Genomic DNA, 15,548 nt, shown 5'->3' on the forward strand with positions numbered 1-15,548 from the left:
ACATGGAGAGAAATGTCACGCTGGACTTTGTCCGCGGCGTCGCCATCCTCGGTATCCTGCTTCTCAATATCAGCGCCTTCGGCTTGCCGAAGGCCGCTTACCTCAATCCGGCCTGGTCAGGAAGCGCGACCCTCAGCGACGCCTGGACCTGGGCGATCCTTGACCTGCTGGCGCAGGTGAAGTTTCTTACCCTGTTCGCGCTGCTGTTTGGCGCCGGTCTGCAGCTCCTGCTCCCCCGCGGCAAACGCTGGATCCAGTCGCGGCTGACCCTGCTGGCGCTGCTTGGTTTCATTCACGGTCTCTTCTTCTGGGATGGCGATATTCTGTTGGCTTACGCCCTGGTGGGGCTGGTGAGCTGGCGCATGGTGCGCGAGGCGCAGCATGTTAAATCGCTGTTTAACACCGGGGTGGTGCTCTACCTCACCGGTATTGCGGTGCTGGTCCTGCTGGGGATTATCTCGGGGACGGCCTCGAATCGCTCCTGGGTACCGGACGCGGCCAATCTGCAGTATGAGCAGTACTGGAAGCTGCACGGCGGCATGGAGGCGGTCAGCAACCGGGCGGATATGCTGTCGGACAATCTGTTGGCGCTCGGCGCGCAGTATGGCTGGCAGCTGGCGGGGATGATGCTGATAGGCGCGGCGCTGATGCGCAGCGGCTGGCTGAAAGGGCAGTTCAGCCAGCGTCACTATCGGCGCACCGGCGCGCTGCTGGTGCTAGCCGGGATGGCGGTGAATGTGCCGGCTATTGTCGCCCAGTGGTATCTGGCCTGGGACTATCGCTGGTGCGCGTTTTTACTGCAGGCGCCGCGTGAACTGAGCGCCCCGCTGCAGGCTATCGGCTATGCCTCGCTGGCCTGGGGTTACTGGCCGCAGCTCTGCCGTTTCCGCCTGGTGGGGGCTATCGCCTGCGTCGGACGCATGGCGCTGAGCAACTACCTGCTGCAGACCCTGATCTGCACCACCTTGTTTTATCATCTCGGGCTGTTTATGCGCTTCGATCGTCTGCAGCTGCTGGCCTTTGTTCCCCCCATCTGGGCCGTCAACCTCCTCGTATCATCACTCTGGCTGCGCCGCTTCCGCCAGGGGCCGGTGGAATGGCTGTGGCGTCAGTTAACCCTGCGTGCGTCAGGGACATCATTGAAAGACACATCCAGATAACGATCTCGATCACAATCATTAACAAAACGGATGTAAACGTTTCCAGCCGTGTGACCTCACTCACGTAGCGGACCGCGGGTCGCTGCCAGAATAGCCTCCTTGCTGAGCACAGGAGGTGAATGTGACGTGCGGTAATTCTCTTAAGGTCGCTGAGTATGATCACCATTCGTGATGTCGCCCGCCAGGCGGGCGTATCCGTGGCCACCGTGTCGCGGGTGCTGAACAATAGCGCGCTGGTGAGTCCGGATACGCGCGACGTGGTGATGAAAGCGGTGACCCAGCTGGGCTACCGGCCCAACGCCAACGCCCAGGCGCTGGCCACCCAGGTCAGCGATACCATCGGCGTGGTGGTGATGGACGTCTCCGATGCCTTCTTCGGCGCGCTGGTGAAAGCGGTGGATACCGTCGCCCAGCAGCATCATAAGTATGTGCTGATCGGCAACAGCTATCACGAGGCGGAAAAAGAGCGCCATGCCATCGAGGTGCTGATCCGCCAGCGCTGCTCGGCGCTGATCGTCCATTCTAAAGCGCTCAGCGATGCTGAACTGAGCGACTTTATGCAACATATCCCGGGGATGGTGCTGATCAACCGCATCGTGCCGTGCTTTGCCCATCGCTGCGTCGGCCTCGACAACGTTAGCGGCGCGCTGATGGCTACCCGCATGCTGCTCAATCACGGCCACCAGCGCATCGGTTATCTCTCCTCTAATCACGGCATTGAAGACGACGATATGCGCCGGGAAGGGTGGAGCAAAGCGCTGCAGGAGCAGGGCATCATCGCCCCGGACAGCTGGGTGGGGTCCGGCTCCCCGGACATGCAGGGCGGCGAAGCGGCGATGGTCGAACTGCTGGGGCGGAATCTCGGCCTCACTGCGGTGTTCGCCTATAACGACAGCATGGCGGCCGGCGCGCTGACCACGCTGAAGGACAACGGCATTGTCGTGCCGCAGCATCTGTCGCTGATTGGCTTTGATGATATTCCTATTTCCCGTTACACCGATCCTCAGCTGACCACCGTGCGCTATCCGGTAATGTCGATGGCGAAGCTGGCCACCGAGCTGGCGCTGCTGGGGGCGGCCGGCAAGCTGGATCGCGAGGCGACGCACTGCTTTATGCCCACCCTGGTGCGCCGTCACTCCGTTGCCCAGCGGCAAACTGTGGGGCCGATCACTAACTGAAGCGGCGGCGGGATGTAACCGCTTTCAATTTGTGAGTAAATTCACAGTATATTAACATTCACCTGATTATGATGGCAGCGTTTACCAGTCTGAACCGCGAGGTGATGGGAAATCCTCACTTTCTTCAGTAGGAACAAGGCGTTAAACGAGTATTAGAGTCGTATTTTTCTGGAGCGTTACCCGACACGGAAGACCGAATTTTCGTCGTGAAATGCGTTGTGCGGTAACACTAATGCAACAAATCCCGCCCGCACTTTTTCACAAAAATGACCCTGCATAATAAAACCGGAGATTCCATGAATAAGAAGGTGTTTACCCTCTCTGCTGTAATGGCTGGTCTGTTATTTGGCGCCGCAGCACACGCAGCAGATACCCGTATCGGCGTGACGATTTATAAATATGACGACAACTTTATGTCGGTGGTGCGTAAGGCGATTGAAAAAGATGGCAAATCCGCGCCTGACGTCCAGCTGCTGATGAATGACTCGCAGAACGACCAGTCGAAACAAAACGATCAGATTGACGTGCTGCTGGCGAAAGGCGTGAAAGCCCTGGCGATCAACCTGGTTGACCCGGCTGCGGCGGGAACGGTCATCGAAAAAGCGCGCGGGCAGAACATTCCGGTGGTGTTCTTCAACAAAGAGCCTTCCCGTAAAGCGCTGGATAGCTATGACAAAGCTTATTACGTCGGTACCGACTCGAAAGAGTCCGGGATTATTCAGGGCGATCTGATCGCCAAGCACTGGAAAGCCAACCCGAACTGGGATCTGAATAAAGACGGCCAGATCCAGTACGTCCTGCTGAAAGGCGAGCCGGGCCATCCGGATGCGGAAGCGCGTACCACCTACGTTATCAAAGAGCTGAATGATAAAGGCCTGAAGACCCAGCAGCTGCAGATGGACACCGCCATGTGGGATACCGCCCAGGCGAAAGACAAAATGGACGCCTGGCTCTCCGGCCCGAATGCGAACAAGATTGAAGTGGTGATCGCTAACAACGACGCCATGGCGATGGGCGCGGTTGAAGCGCTGAAAGCGCACAACAAGAGCAGCATTCCGGTGTTCGGCGTGGATGCGCTGCCGGAAGCCCTGGCGCTGGTGAAATCCGGCGCGATGGCCGGAACCGTGCTGAACGATGCTAACAACCAGGCGAAAGCGACCTTCGATCTGGCGAAAAACCTGGCCGACGGGAAAGACGCTGCGGCAGGCACCAACTGGAAAATTGACAACAAGATTGTTCGCGTCCCCTATGTGGGCGTCGATAAAGACAACCTGAGCCAGTTTACCGGCAAATAATCGTGATGTGAGTTGCGGGCGTGGGTTATCCACGCCCGATTATTCCTGATACAGAACCAGACTCCTGCTGGCGTTATTGCGCCGGACGGGGCGTGCATGAACGCAGCCAGGTATAACTATGGTCAGCAATAATAGCGAACGGTCAGGCGAATATTTGTTGGAAATGACCAACATCAACAAATCGTTTCCTGGCGTCAAGGCTCTTGATAATGTCAACCTGAAGGTTCGTCCGCACTCCATTCATGCGTTAATGGGTGAGAACGGCGCCGGTAAATCGACATTATTAAAATGCCTTTTTGGGATCTATCAAAAAGATTCCGGCAGCATTCTTTTTCAGGGAAAAGAGATCGATTTCCATTCGGCGAAAGAAGCCCTGGAAAACGGTATTTCGATGGTACATCAGGAATTAAACCTGGTCTTACAGCGTTCGGTCATGGACAACATGTGGCTCGGGCGTTATCCCACTAAAGGTATGTTTGTCGATCAGGACAAAATGTACCGGGACACCAAGGCCATATTTGATGAGCTGGATATTGATATCGACCCGCGCGCCCGCGTCGGTACCTTATCGGTATCCCAGATGCAGATGATTGAGATCGCCAAGGCGTTTTCCTATGACGCCAAAATCGTCATCATGGACGAGCCGACGTCCTCGCTGACGGAAAAAGAGGTCAACCATCTGTTTAAGATTATCCGCAAGCTGAAAGATCGCGGCTGCGGTATCGTCTATATCTCGCACAAAATGGAAGAGATTTTCCAGCTGTGCGATGAAATTACCATCCTTCGCGACGGCCAGTGGATCGCCACCCAGCCGCTGGAAGGGCTGGATATGGACAAGATCATCGCCATGATGGTCGGGCGTTCGCTCAACCAGCGCTTTCCGGATCGAGAAAACACCCCGGGAGAAGTGATCCTCCAGGTGCGCAATCTCACCTCCCTGCGCCAGCCGTCCATTCGCGATGTCTCCTTCGATCTGCATAAGGGCGAAATTCTCGGTATCGCCGGTCTGGTGGGCGCGAAGCGTACCGACATCGTGGAGACCCTGTTCGGGATCCGTGAGAAGGCCAGCGGCACCATCACCCTGCACGGGAAGAAGATCAACAACCACAGCGCCAATGAGGCGATTAACCACGGTTTTGCGCTGGTGACCGAGGAGCGGCGCTCCACCGGGATTTACGCCTATCTGGATATCGGTTTTAACTCGCTGATCTCCAATATTAAGAAATATAAAAACAGCGTCGGCTTGCTGGATAACTCGCGGATGAAGAGCGATACCCAATGGGTCATTGACTCTATGCGCGTTAAAACCCCCGGCCAGCATACGCAGATTGGTTCGCTTTCCGGTGGTAACCAGCAAAAGGTTATTATTGGCCGCTGGCTGCTGACCCAGCCGGAGATCCTGATGCTGGACGAGCCGACGCGCGGTATCGACGTCGGCGCCAAATTCGAGATCTATCAGCTGATTGCCGAGCTGGCTAAAAAAGATAAAGGGATCATTATTATTTCCTCCGAAATGCCGGAACTGCTGGGGATTACCGACCGCATTCTGGTGATGAGCAACGGCCTGGTCGCGGGCATTGTTGAGACTAAAACCACCACGCAAAACGAAATACTGCGTCTTGCGTCATTGCACCTTTAAGATCAGGGGCTTCACATGAGTGCGTTAAATAAAAAGAGTTTTCTCACTTACCTGAAAGAGGGTGGGATATATGTCGTCCTTCTGGTCCTGTTGGCCATTATTATCTTCCAGGATCCGACATTTTTAAGTCTGCTCAACCTGAGTAATATTCTGACCCAGTCCTCGGTGCGTATTATTATTGCCCTCGGGGTGGCCGGACTGATTGTCACGCAGGGCACCGACCTCTCCGCCGGCCGTCAGGTGGGACTGGCGGCGGTGATTGCCGCGACCATGCTGCAGGCGGTGGATAATGCCAACAAGGTGTTCCCGGATATGGCGACCATGCCGATCCCGCTGGTCATCCTGCTGGTATGCGCCATCGGGGCAGTCATCGGCCTGATTAACGGGATCGTCATTGCCTATCTGAACGTGACGCCGTTTATTACCACCCTTGGGACCATGATCATCGTCTACGGCATTAACTCGCTGTACTACGACTTCGTGGGCGCGTCGCCGATCTCCGGCTTCGACAGCCATTTCTCCCATTTCGCGCAGGGTTTTGTGGCGCTGGGCTCGTTCCGCCTGTCCTACATCACCTTCTACGCGCTGATTGCCGTCTTCTTTGTCTGGATCCTGTGGAACAAAACGCGCTTTGGCAAAAACATCTTCGCTATCGGCGGTAACCCGGAAGCGGCGAAGGTCTCCGGGGTCAACGTAGCGTTGAACCTGCTGATGATCTACGCCCTCTCCGGCGTGTTCTACGCCTTCGGCGGCCTGCTGGAAGCTGGTCGTATCGGCTCGGCGACCAATAACCTCGGCTTTATGTACGAACTGGACGCCATCGCCGCCTGCGTGGTGGGCGGCGTATCGTTCAGCGGCGGGGTAGGGACCGTATTCGGCGTGGTGACCGGGGTGATTATCTTCACCGTGATCAACTACGGCCTGACCTATATCGGCGTTAACCCTTACTGGCAGTACATCATTAAGGGGGCGATCATTATCTTCGCCGTGGCGCTGGATTCCCTGAAATACGCCCGTAAGAAGTAATTTATGCCTGAGTAAAAACCCGCGCCTGACGCGGGTTTTTTTATGCCTGAAACGGATGCGTTGATGGAGGCTACTTTTCTTTCTGCAGCTCCAGTAGCTGCTCCGGGGTGACCGCCGGGTAGGACTGGGCGTCATCCGGCACGTCGTGCTGCTGCGCCGGAATCGGGATTAAAGGACCGAGGAAGCGCGGTTCCCGTTTGAAGATGTAGAGGTCCGCCAGCGCGCCGAAGCGGGCGCCGAATTCGCGCAGCCGCACGCTCCACATATCCTTCGGCGACGGCACCGCGTAGCACTGAGCCTGGATCCCCATATGCAGGGCGATAAACAGCGCCCGTTCGCAGTGGAAGCGTTGGGTGATGATAATGAAGTCGTTGGTGTCGAACACTTTGCGGGTGCGGACGATCGAGTCGAGCGTGCGGAAACCGGCATAGTCCAGCACGATATCCGCCGGATCGACGCCGCCTTTAATCAGGTCCCGGCGCATAGTCATCGGTTCATTGTAGCTTTGCAGGGCGTTATCCCCGCTCAGCAGCAGATAGTTGACCTTGCCGCTATTGTAGGCGTTGAGCGCGCCCTGGATGCGGTAGCGGTAATACTGATTGATCACCCCGGTGCGGTAGTATTTAGCGGTGCCCAGCACCACGCCGACCTGGCGGTAGGGGAGGTCCTGCAGCTCGTCATAGATATAGGGCGCGGTTTTCCAGCTCATCCAGCGGTCAAGACCCAGCACGGTCAACAGCAGCAGGCCGAGCAGGACTAACAGGCTGTAGAACACACGCTTTAACATGAACTTGGCTCAATAATAGACAACGGAGTCTTCAGGCTACTTTACCCGCCGGGTAAGCGCAAGAAACCCGCGTTTAATTGCGGGGATTTTCAGCAATATGGACCGATCGCCGATCCCAGACCGGGCAAGGCGTAGCCGCAACCTGTTCTCCGGTCCTCCGGGAACGTCTCAGCGACTTTGAGGCCGTCAGGTCGGCAGTTTCAGCAGCCATAGCGATCTTCAGCTCGCAATGGCGCGAACGGTAGGTCGGGTTAGCGGAGCGCCTCCCGACAACATAACGGCATAAAAGGTCGGCCGGATTAGACGAAACCGTCATCCGGCCATCTGCTCAGGCGCGCAGGCTGATTAACCTAACAGCACGCGCTCGATATTGTGGCAGCCCAGCGCCTTCAGGGTGGCGACGGTGGCGTCCCACTGAATCAGCGCCGCATCGGCTTTCTCCGCCAGGATCGCCCGCTGGATGTCCGGATAATCATAGCCGTTGAGGCTGAGGAGATTCAGCGCCCCCTGCAGCGGCGGCAGCGTCGGGTTGAACGCCGCGTTTTCCGCATAGCTGCCGCTGAAAAGGGTGCCATCTTTCAGCTCCAGCGCTACGCCGGAAGGCGAGTGGCTGTACGGCGCGTGGCAGCGGTTAGCGGCCTCAATCGCCGCCTGGGACAGGGCATCGCCGCTGACCGGGAAGCCGTGGTTCTGGTGGTCCATCAGCAGGGTTTTGATCTCCAGGTCTTTCGGGCCGAAGGCATCCGGCAGATAGTGCTGCAGCGCATGGGCTTCGCGACCGGGCAGATGAATGCGCAGCGTCAGTCCGCTGTTCAGTTCGTTCATAAACTGACGGCAATGGCCGCACGGCGTGTAGTTCACCGTGATGGCGCGCAGGGAGGTTTCACCGCGCAGCCAGGCGTGGCTGATGGCGCTCTGCTCCGCATGGACGGTCTGCTGCATGGTGGCGCCGAGAAACTCCATGTTGCCGCCAAAGTACCAGCGGCCGCTGACGCCGCGGGCGATAGCCCCGACGTTAAAGTGGGAAAGGTCGGCGCGCGCGCAGGCGGCGGCAAGCGGCAGTAGCGCAAAGGCCAGCGCGTCTTCGTCCAGACCTGTCGCCTGTTGCAGCGTCGCCACCTGATCGGCCTCGAGCAGCGCCGGGAAGTGCGGGTCGACGAGCATCGGGGCGATGGCCGCCTGCAGGTCTGCTGCCAGAGTCGTCAAAGCAGCTTGAAAACGTGAGTGCATAGCGTTGCCTCATAACAGTGTAATGGGAAACCAGTGTACGGGCGTCAAGGGGTTTCAAATGTGATTTACGTCTCATTGCTAATGCAACTTTTCATTGTTGCATTGATAAATGTGATTTGAATCACATTTCATCCCACTACCGCAAGGATCAGCGGGAATAAAAACGGTGCCATCAACGAAGTGATGATCCCGCACAGCACCAGCGCCAGCGAGCTGAACGCCCCTTCCTGATAGTCCAGTTCCGCACAGCGCGCGGTACCGAGGGCGTGCGAGGCGGTGCCCATCGACAGGCCGCGCGACGCTTTAGTGCGAATACGCATCAGGTTGAGCAGGGTATGGCCGAATACCGCGCCAAGGATGCCGACAAAAATCACGCACACGGCGCTGATGGCCGGGATGCCGCCGATACTGCCGCTCACCGCCATGGCAATCGGCGTGGTCACCGATTTGGGCAGAACAGAGGCGGCGATCTGCGGTGTGGCGCCCATCAGCAGGGCCACGGTGGTGCCGGTGATCATCGCCACGCAGCTGCCGATAAAGCAGATGGTGATGATCGATTTCCAGCGCGCGCGGATCTGGTGCAGCTGTTCATACAGCGGGAAAGCCAGCGCGACCACCGCCGGCTGCAGCAGATCGTTCAGGATCTTGCTGCCGGCAAAGTAACGCTCATAGGAGATCCCGGTCAGCAGCAGAAACGGGATTATCACTACCATCGCCACCAGCAGCGGGTTGAGTAGCGGGAATTTGAAGCGGGCCGCCAGTTTGCGGGCGAGGAAAAAGACGATCAGGGTTAGCGGCAGCGACCACCAGATTTCATGCATCATTTTTCTTTTCCTTTTGCCCAATCACTTTGCGTTCGCCATGCACCAGATGTGAGCTCCAGCTCACCACCACAAACACCACCAGCGTGCTGATGGCGCAGGAGATGACGACCGGCCCCAGCTGGGCGCGCAGCAGATCCCAGTACTGCATCACGCCGACGCCGATCGGCACGAACAGCAGCGCCATATAGCGGATCAGGATATTGCAGCCGGGGTTGACCCACTGCGGCGGCATAATTTGCAGCGCCAGCAGCACGAAGAGGATCAGCATGCCGATGATGCTGCCGGGGATGGTGATGGGCAGCAGCCCGGCGATAAATATTCCGGCATATAAGCAGGCGTAAATCAGGACGAAAGCCCGCAGGTAGTGCCAGATAATAGTCAGCGATTTACTCATGGTAATAACCCTTGATGAAGTGCATTCATCATACAATTAATCCCTAAAATGTGCTACCGATCACATCATGAATTCTATACATAGCGCTGATAGCGTACGGGAACAATAGCCTCTCCCGGCAGGACCTGACAGCTCGCAGCTTTGGGTATATCGGGTCCCACGCTACCTTTTTGGAAGAGAAGCGGCAAATGAAGGCGGTATGAGATACCGCAGGCTCCTGTAAAGCATAGAGATTATCTCCTCGCTTTGCCGCATTCGCCGAATGGGGAATGGCGTACGACAGGCGGGACGCATTGAGCACTTTCAACCAACGCCCGGAGGCGCTACCATAGCGCCTCTTTTTTTTCCGGGTAACGATATGCGTGTACTACTGGCGCCGATGGAAGGCGTGCTCGATTCGCTGGTGCGCGAGCTGCTGACCGAAGTGAACGATTACGATCTGTGCATCACCGAGTTTCTGCGGGTGGTGGATCAACTGCTGCCGGTTAAATCGTTCTACAGGCTGTGCCCGGAACTGCATCATCAAAGCCGCACCCCGTCCGGTACCCGCGTGCGCGTCCAGCTGCTGGGGCAATATCCCGAGTGGCTGGCGGAAAACGCCGCCCGCGCGGTGGCGCTGGGCTCGTGGGGCGTCGATTTAAACTGCGGCTGTCCGTCGAAACTGGTGAACGGCAGCGGCGGCGGGGCGACGCTGCTGAAAGATCCGGAGCTTATCTATCGCGGCGCGAAGGCGATGCGCGAGGCAGTGCCCGGACATCTGCCGGTGACGGTGAAAGTTCGTCTCGGCTGGGACAGTGGCGAACGGCGCTTTGAAATCGCCGACGCGGTGCAGCAGGCGGGGGCCAGCGAGCTGGTGGTCCACGGCCGCACCAAAGAGGATGGCTACAAAGCGGAGCGCATCAACTGGCAGGCCATCGGCGAGATCCGCCAGCGCCTGACCATTCCGGTAGTCGCCAACGGCGAAATCTGGGACTGGCAAAGCGCTCAGGACTGTATGACCGTCACCGGCTGCGATTCGGTGATGATTGGCCGCGGGGCGCTCAACGTACCGAACCTCAGCCGGGTGATCAAATACAACGAACCGCGCATGCCGTGGCCGCAGGTGGTTCAGCTGTTGCAAAAATATACCCGTCTGGAAAAGCAGGGCGATACCGGCCTGTATCATGTGGCGAGAATTAAGCAGTGGCTGGGCTATTTACGCAAGGAATATACCGAGGCGCTGACGCTGTTTAATGAAATTCGCGCCCTGCAAACCTCTGCTGAAATAGCGGCGGCGATCGCCCGCTATTAAGCGCCATATTGTTATTCGCTTCACATATTATTACTTGCCTCCCTATTGATGATAGGCATGAGTGAAATAAAGTGATACTGTGCGGTCAATCAATTCAGGATTGCTACTGAACGCAGGCAAAACCTAAGCACTTCCGTCATTCGTGGCGGCAAGTGCTTAGGTTTTTTTTTGGCCAAAATTTAACGGTGGATAAATGATGACGTAAAACAAGAGGTTGTAATTCATCTTTTCTCTGGCACGGTCGCGGTTTTATTACCGAAGGACGCCCCTTGCCATTCATTTTTTAAAAAAGAAAACAGGTAAATAAATAGCCTGGGGATCCCCTTTGTTTTTATTCAGTCACGGTGGAGATCACAATGTATAACAAAAAAATAAATCAGCTTTTTATCGGCGCGGCGCTGGCGACTATGGCGCCCGCCGTGAACGCGGCGCAAACCCCGGCGTGGAACGGCAGCGTGCTGGGGTTTGAAGCCGGACAGCCAGGGCTGCTGGGCGATATGCTGGGTATTCGTCCCATCCTTGAAGAGAACGGCTTTCATTATAATCTTGGCTATCTTAACGAGATGGCCTACAACGCCGGCGGCGGCTATAACCATGATAAACATCTGGCCTATATTGACCAGGTGTCGTTGACCTTTACCCAGGATCTGGAGCGCTGGACCGGCATACCGGACGCCCGTCTCGAGGGCAACATCGTCAACCGCAACCACGATGATAACCTCACCACGAAACGGCTGCAGGATCCGCGGGTCAGCTTCAACGATCTGTCGCAGGAGAGCTGGGGCGGCGGGTCGATCACCCGCCTCGGCTGGCTGACCTTCGCCCGCAGCTTTGACGACCGTCGCCTGACCTGGCGCATCGGCATGATGAACAAGGTGCAAACCTTCGACCAGATCATTCCCTGCGATTTCCAGTTGCTGACCCAGTGCGGCGGCAAATCGGCCAACTCGCTGACCTGGAATAACTGGAACATCCACACCTGGGGCACCACCCTGGAGTACAAGCTGACGCCGACGGTGACCCTCAAAGGCGGGGTGATGGAGCAAAACCCGCAGGCTACCGCGCGCAGCCATGCCTGGAGCTGGTCGACGAAGGGCAGCAAAGGCATTTTACTGCCGCTGGAGATCGAAACCCGTCCGCTGATGAATGGCCTGCCGGGGGCCTATAACCTCGGCGTGGTCTGGACTAACGCGCCGCAAAGCGACCTCTACAGCGGCAAATCCGGCGGCGCCGGGGCGACGGACCCGCAGGGCTACGCCGAGCACGACAGCACCTGGTTTATGTACGCCGGCCTGAACCAGCAGATTACCCGCCACGCCGACGATCCGCTGCGGGGAATGAGCGTCTCGCTGAGCGGCAGCCTCAGCGACCAGCGCAGCAACTATATCCACTCCGCCGTCGCCGCCTCGATGCGTTACCGCGGGCTGTTTGACGCCCGTCCGGAGGACTGGATCGGCTTCGGCCTGACGCGGATCGACATGAGCAGCCACTACGCGCGCAATCAGCGCTATATGAACCAGCTCAGCGGCGCCGCCGACTATAACGATCCGGCCTGGCAGCCGGTGGCCGGCCACTCGCTGAACGGCGAACTCTATTATCGCTTCCGCCCGGTCTCCTGGCTGGAGCTGCAGCCGGGCCTGCAGTACTGGCACCGTCCGGGCGGCGTTGCGCAGACCCAGGACGCGTGGGTGGTGGAGTGGAAAACCGTCGTCACCTTCTGATAGTCGCGATCTTAATCACGTTTTTTCACTTGTCAGGTTGAGCACGCAGCAGAAGTTGTTACAGTGCTGGCGTTGGATTGCAACTGCTGCGGCAGGCAAAACCTGATTACCTGGCGTTTAGTCGGGGGTCAGGTTTTTTTGTTTCTGGGGTCAATATGCAAATCGCCAAAGTACTCAATAACAATGTGGTGGTGGTTCTTGACGAACACCAGCGCGAACAGGTGGTGATGGGGCGAGGGCTGGCCTTTCAGAAACGCCCGGGCGACGCGCTGGACGACAGCAAAATTGAAAAAGTCTTCGCCTTACAAAGCGATGAACTGGTCGGCCGCTTAGGTGAACTGCTCAGTCAGATTCCGTTAGAAGTGATGACCACCTGCGATCGCATTATCGACCTGGCGCGCGGGCGGTTGGGCAAGTTACAGGAAAGTTTGTACATCACGTTAACGGATCACTGTCACTTTGCTATCGAGCGGCAGAAAAAGGGTATCGCACTGCGTAACGTGCTGCTGTGGGAGATCAAGCGGCTCTATCCGAAGGAGTTCGCGCTGGGCCAGGAGGCAAGGGCCATTATTGGCAAACGGCTCGGCGTGGCGCTGGCGGAGGATGAAGCCGGATTTATCGCCCTCCATCTGGTGACGGCGCAGCTCAACAGCGAAATGCCGGAGGTCATGCACGTGACCCGGGTGATGCAGGAGATCCTGCAGCTGGTGAAGTATCAGCTGCAGCTGAACTACGACGAGGAGTCGCTGAGCTATCAGCGTTTCGTCACCCACCTGAAGTTTTTCGCCCAGCGGATGCTGACCCGCACGGTGGTGGAAGATGACGACGTCTCGCTGCACAGCGCGGTGAAAGACAACTACGCCAAAGCGTGGAAGTGCGCGGAAACGGTGGCGACGCATCTGCAAAAGCAGTATCAGCGGGCGCTGACCACCGAAGAAATTATGTTTCTTGCCATTCATATTGAACGGGTAAGAAAAGAGGGACGCTAAGTCTCCCGACAAAACTGGATTGTTACTGCATGATGCAGGCAAAACCTGAGCGCGACGCCTACCGGCGTGGTTCTCGGGTTTTTTTTATTTTTACTACTCAGTCGCCGGTTGTCTGCGGGCAGCGGCAGTAAGGAAAAGAGCATGGAATATAAAGCACTCGCGCAGGATATTCTCCGCCGCGTCGGCGGCAAAGAGAACATTGTGAGTCTGGTTCACTGTGCGACACGTCTGCGTTTTAAGCTGAAAGATAACGGCAAAGCCGATGCCGAAGGGCTGAAGGCCAACCCGGGCGTCATTATGGTGGTGGAGAGCGGCGGCCAGTTTCAGGTGGTGATTGGCAACCATGTCCACGACGTCTGGCTGGCGGTGCGTCAGGAGGCAGGGTTAAGCGACGACAGCGAGCCGGTGGCGGAAAGCGTTGAAAAAGGGTCGCTGCTGGGGCAGATCATCGATGTCGTGTCGGGAATTTTCACGCCGTTTATCGGCGTGCTGGCGGCCTCTGGTATCCTGAAAGGGATGCTGGCGCTGGCGGTCGTCTGCGGTTGGCTAACCCCGCAACAGGGAACCTATAAAATCTGGTTTGCCGCCAGCGACGCGCTGTTCTTTTTCTTCCCGCTGTTTCTCGGCTACACCGCCGGTAAAAAATTTGGCGGTAACCCGTTTGTCTCGATGGTGATCGGCGGGGCGTTAACCCACCCGCTGATGATTCAGGCCTTTGAGGCCAGCCAGGCGCCGGGCGCGGCGGTGGAGCACTTTCTCGGCATCCCGGTAACCTTTATTAATTACAGCTCATCGGTGATCCCGATTATTCTCGCCTCATGGGTCTGCTGCTGGCTGGAGCGCAAGAGCAACGCGCTGCTGCCGTCATCGATGAAAAACTTTTTTACGCCGGCGATTTGTCTCGCCGTTGTGGTTCCGCTGACGTTTCTGCTGATTGGCCCTCTGGCGACCTGGCTCAGTCATCTGTTGGCCCAGGGGTATCAGATTATCTACGCGGTGGCGCCGTGGCTGGCGGGAGCTGCGATGGGCGCGCTGTGGCAGGTTTGTGTGATCTTCGGCCTGCATTGGGGACTGATTCCGCTGATGATTAACAATCTGACGGTGCTTGGCCATGATTCCATGCTGCCCATGCTGCTGCCGGCCGTTATGGGGCAGGTCGGCGCGGTGCTGGGTATTTTGCTGAAAACCCGCGATGCCCGTCAGAAAGTGCTGGCCGGTTCGGCGTTTTCAGCGGGCATCTTCGGCATTACCGAGCCCGCTATCTATGGCTTAACATTGCCGCTGCGTCGGCCGTTTATCTTCGGCTGCGTGGCGGGCGCCATCGGCGGCGCTATTGTGGGTTTCAGTAACGCTAACGTCTATTCATTCGGCTTCGGGAACATTTTTACCGTGGCGCAAATGATCCCGCCCCAAGGGCTTGATAGCACCGTTTGGGGCGGCGTAGTGGGCATCTTCGCGGCGTTGATTATCTCCTGTGGTTTAACTTTCTTCGCCGGCCTGCCGCGCGCCAGCGCCGCGCCGGGCGCCGTGGCGGTAGCGCCGGTCTCGGCAAACGACATTCTGGCGCCGATGAGCGGCAGCGTCATCGCCCTCGATCAGGTGCCGGACAGCACCTTCGCCAGCGGCCTGCTGGGGAATGGGGTCGCCATTATCCCGGCGGTGGGCAAAGTCATCGCCCCGTTCACGGGCGAAGTGGCCTCTCTGTTTCAGACCAAACACGCCATCGGCCTGCAGAGCGACAGCGGTATTGAGCTGCTGATCCACGTCGGCATCGACACGGTCAAACTCGACGGCGTGCCGTTTACCGCGCATGTGAAAGAGGGCGACAGAGTACAGGCCGGCGATCTGCTGATTGAGTTCGATCGTCAGGCGATTCTGGACGCCGGTTACGACCTGGCGACCCCGATTATTATCAGCAACAGCGAAGACTATCGTGAGATCGACACGGTGGCGCCCAGCGCCGTCGAAGCCGGTCAGCCGCTGTTGTCAGTCAGCCATTAATCACAGGAGAGAG

12 protein-coding genes and 1 pseudogene are annotated in these 15,548 nt (G+C 57.6%); 9 read left to right on the forward strand and 4 right to left on the reverse strand.

Features of this window, described 5'->3' with window-relative positions; all coding sequences use genetic code 11:
* The first annotated feature begins 2 nt into the window (after positions 1–2).
* From yeiB to mglC, 5 genes are all read left to right on the forward strand, one after another.
* A complete protein-coding gene (gene yeiB, locus AC6CWS_RS01615) occupies positions 3–1,160 on the forward strand; it encodes a DUF418 domain-containing protein YeiB (RefSeq protein ID WP_080901706.1) in 1,158 nt (385 codons plus the stop codon).
* A 155-nt stretch (positions 1,161–1,315) separates the two neighbouring features.
* Positions 1,316–2,338, forward strand: coding sequence for an HTH-type transcriptional regulator GalS (gene galS, locus AC6CWS_RS01620; RefSeq protein WP_080901707.1), 1,023 nt, complete (start codon positions 1,316–1,318; stop codon positions 2,336–2,338).
* A 296-nt stretch (positions 2,339–2,634) separates the two neighbouring features.
* Entirely contained in the window at positions 2,635–3,633 is a 999-nt protein-coding gene (gene mglB, locus AC6CWS_RS01625; RefSeq protein ID WP_023290441.1) for a galactose/glucose ABC transporter substrate-binding protein MglB, read from the forward strand.
* Positions 3,634–3,751: 118 nt separating this feature from the next.
* Complete coding sequence (gene mglA, locus AC6CWS_RS01630; protein ID WP_004201625.1) at positions 3,752–5,272, forward strand: galactose/methyl galactoside ABC transporter ATP-binding protein MglA; 1,521 nt, start codon at positions 3,752–3,754, stop codon at positions 5,270–5,272.
* Positions 5,273–5,287: 15 nt separating this feature from the next.
* Complete coding sequence (gene mglC, locus AC6CWS_RS01635; protein WP_002912871.1) at positions 5,288–6,298, forward strand: galactose/methyl galactoside ABC transporter permease MglC; 1,011 nt, start codon at positions 5,288–5,290, stop codon at positions 6,296–6,298.
* A gap of 70 nt (positions 6,299–6,368) precedes the next feature.
* Here mglC and sanA read toward each other — a convergent pair whose 3' ends face one another.
* The 4 genes from sanA to AC6CWS_RS01655 all read right to left on the reverse strand — a co-directional run bounded on the left by sanA (position 6,369) and on the right by AC6CWS_RS01655 (position 9,533).
* Positions 6,369–7,085 carry an outer membrane permeability protein SanA gene (gene sanA, locus AC6CWS_RS01640; RefSeq protein ID WP_004201624.1) on the reverse strand — a complete coding sequence of 239 codons (717 nt, stop codon included), beginning with the start codon at positions 7,083–7,085 and terminating at the stop codon, positions 6,369–6,371.
* A 345-nt stretch (positions 7,086–7,430) separates the two neighbouring features.
* The gene (gene cdd, locus AC6CWS_RS01645; RefSeq protein ID WP_080901708.1) at positions 7,431–8,315 is read right to left on the reverse strand and encodes a cytidine deaminase; all 885 of its coding nucleotides are present in this window, start codon (positions 8,313–8,315) and stop codon (positions 7,431–7,433) included.
* A gap of 128 nt (positions 8,316–8,443) precedes the next feature.
* Positions 8,444–9,139: a CidB/LrgB family autolysis modulator gene (locus tag AC6CWS_RS01650; RefSeq protein WP_004201621.1), complete on the reverse strand. Its 696-nt coding sequence runs from the start codon at positions 9,137–9,139 to the stop codon at positions 8,444–8,446.
* On the reverse strand, positions 9,129–9,533 hold the full coding sequence (locus AC6CWS_RS01655; RefSeq protein ID WP_023290438.1) for a CidA/LrgA family protein: 405 nt from the start codon (positions 9,531–9,533) through the stop codon (positions 9,129–9,131). The genes AC6CWS_RS01650 and AC6CWS_RS01655 overlap by 11 nt, the downstream gene beginning before the upstream one ends.
* Positions 9,534–9,891: 358 nt before the next feature.
* Between AC6CWS_RS01655 and dusC the strand changes: the two genes are divergently transcribed.
* The 4 genes and pseudogenes from dusC (at position 9,892) to bglF (ending at position 15,535) form a co-directional block, all read left to right on the forward strand.
* Positions 9,892–10,824: a tRNA dihydrouridine(16) synthase DusC gene (gene dusC / locus AC6CWS_RS01660; RefSeq protein WP_048297901.1), complete on the forward strand. Its 933-nt coding sequence runs from the start codon at positions 9,892–9,894 to the stop codon at positions 10,822–10,824.
* Between the two features lie 356 nt (positions 10,825–11,180).
* Positions 11,181–12,545: a carbohydrate porin gene (locus AC6CWS_RS01665; protein WP_080901709.1), complete on the forward strand. Its 1,365-nt coding sequence runs from the start codon at positions 11,181–11,183 to the stop codon at positions 12,543–12,545.
* A gap of 155 nt (positions 12,546–12,700) precedes the next feature.
* Positions 12,701–13,534, forward strand: coding sequence for a transcriptional antiterminator BglG (gene bglG / locus AC6CWS_RS01670; RefSeq protein ID WP_023290435.1), 834 nt, complete (start codon positions 12,701–12,703; stop codon positions 13,532–13,534).
* A 29-nt stretch (positions 13,535–13,563) separates the two neighbouring features.
* A pseudogene (bglF, locus tag AC6CWS_RS01675) lies at positions 13,564–15,535 on the forward strand (PTS beta-glucoside transporter subunit IIABC).
* The last annotated feature ends 13 nt before the right edge of the window (positions 15,536–15,548 follow it).

The sequence above is a fragment of the Klebsiella sp. M041 genome, from assembly GCF_059759695.1.

Coding starts and splice junctions, on each gene's coding strand:
- yeiB (WP_080901706.1), top strand. CDS start 3: ATGGAGAGAAATGTCACGCTGGACTTTGTCCGCGGCGTCGCCATCCTC.
- galS (WP_080901707.1), top strand. CDS start 1,316: ATGATCACCATTCGTGATGTCGCCCGCCAGGCGGGCGTATCCGTGGCC.
- mglB (WP_023290441.1), top strand. CDS start 2,635: ATGAATAAGAAGGTGTTTACCCTCTCTGCTGTAATGGCTGGTCTGTTA.
- mglA (WP_004201625.1), top strand. CDS start 3,752: ATGGTCAGCAATAATAGCGAACGGTCAGGCGAATATTTGTTGGAAATG.
- mglC (WP_002912871.1), top strand. CDS start 5,288: ATGAGTGCGTTAAATAAAAAGAGTTTTCTCACTTACCTGAAAGAGGGT.
- sanA (WP_004201624.1), bottom strand. CDS start 7,085: ATGTTAAAGCGTGTGTTCTACAGCCTGTTAGTCCTGCTCGGCCTGCTG.
- cdd (WP_080901708.1), bottom strand. CDS start 8,315: ATGCACTCACGTTTTCAAGCTGCTTTGACGACTCTGGCAGCAGACCTG.
- AC6CWS_RS01650 (WP_004201621.1), bottom strand. CDS start 9,139: ATGATGCATGAAATCTGGTGGTCGCTGCCGCTAACCCTGATCGTCTTT.
- AC6CWS_RS01655 (WP_023290438.1), bottom strand. CDS start 9,533: ATGAGTAAATCGCTGACTATTATCTGGCACTACCTGCGGGCTTTCGTC.
- dusC (WP_048297901.1), top strand. CDS start 9,892: ATGCGTGTACTACTGGCGCCGATGGAAGGCGTGCTCGATTCGCTGGTG.
- AC6CWS_RS01665 (WP_080901709.1), top strand. CDS start 11,181: ATGTATAACAAAAAAATAAATCAGCTTTTTATCGGCGCGGCGCTGGCG.
- bglG (WP_023290435.1), top strand. CDS start 12,701: ATGCAAATCGCCAAAGTACTCAATAACAATGTGGTGGTGGTTCTTGAC.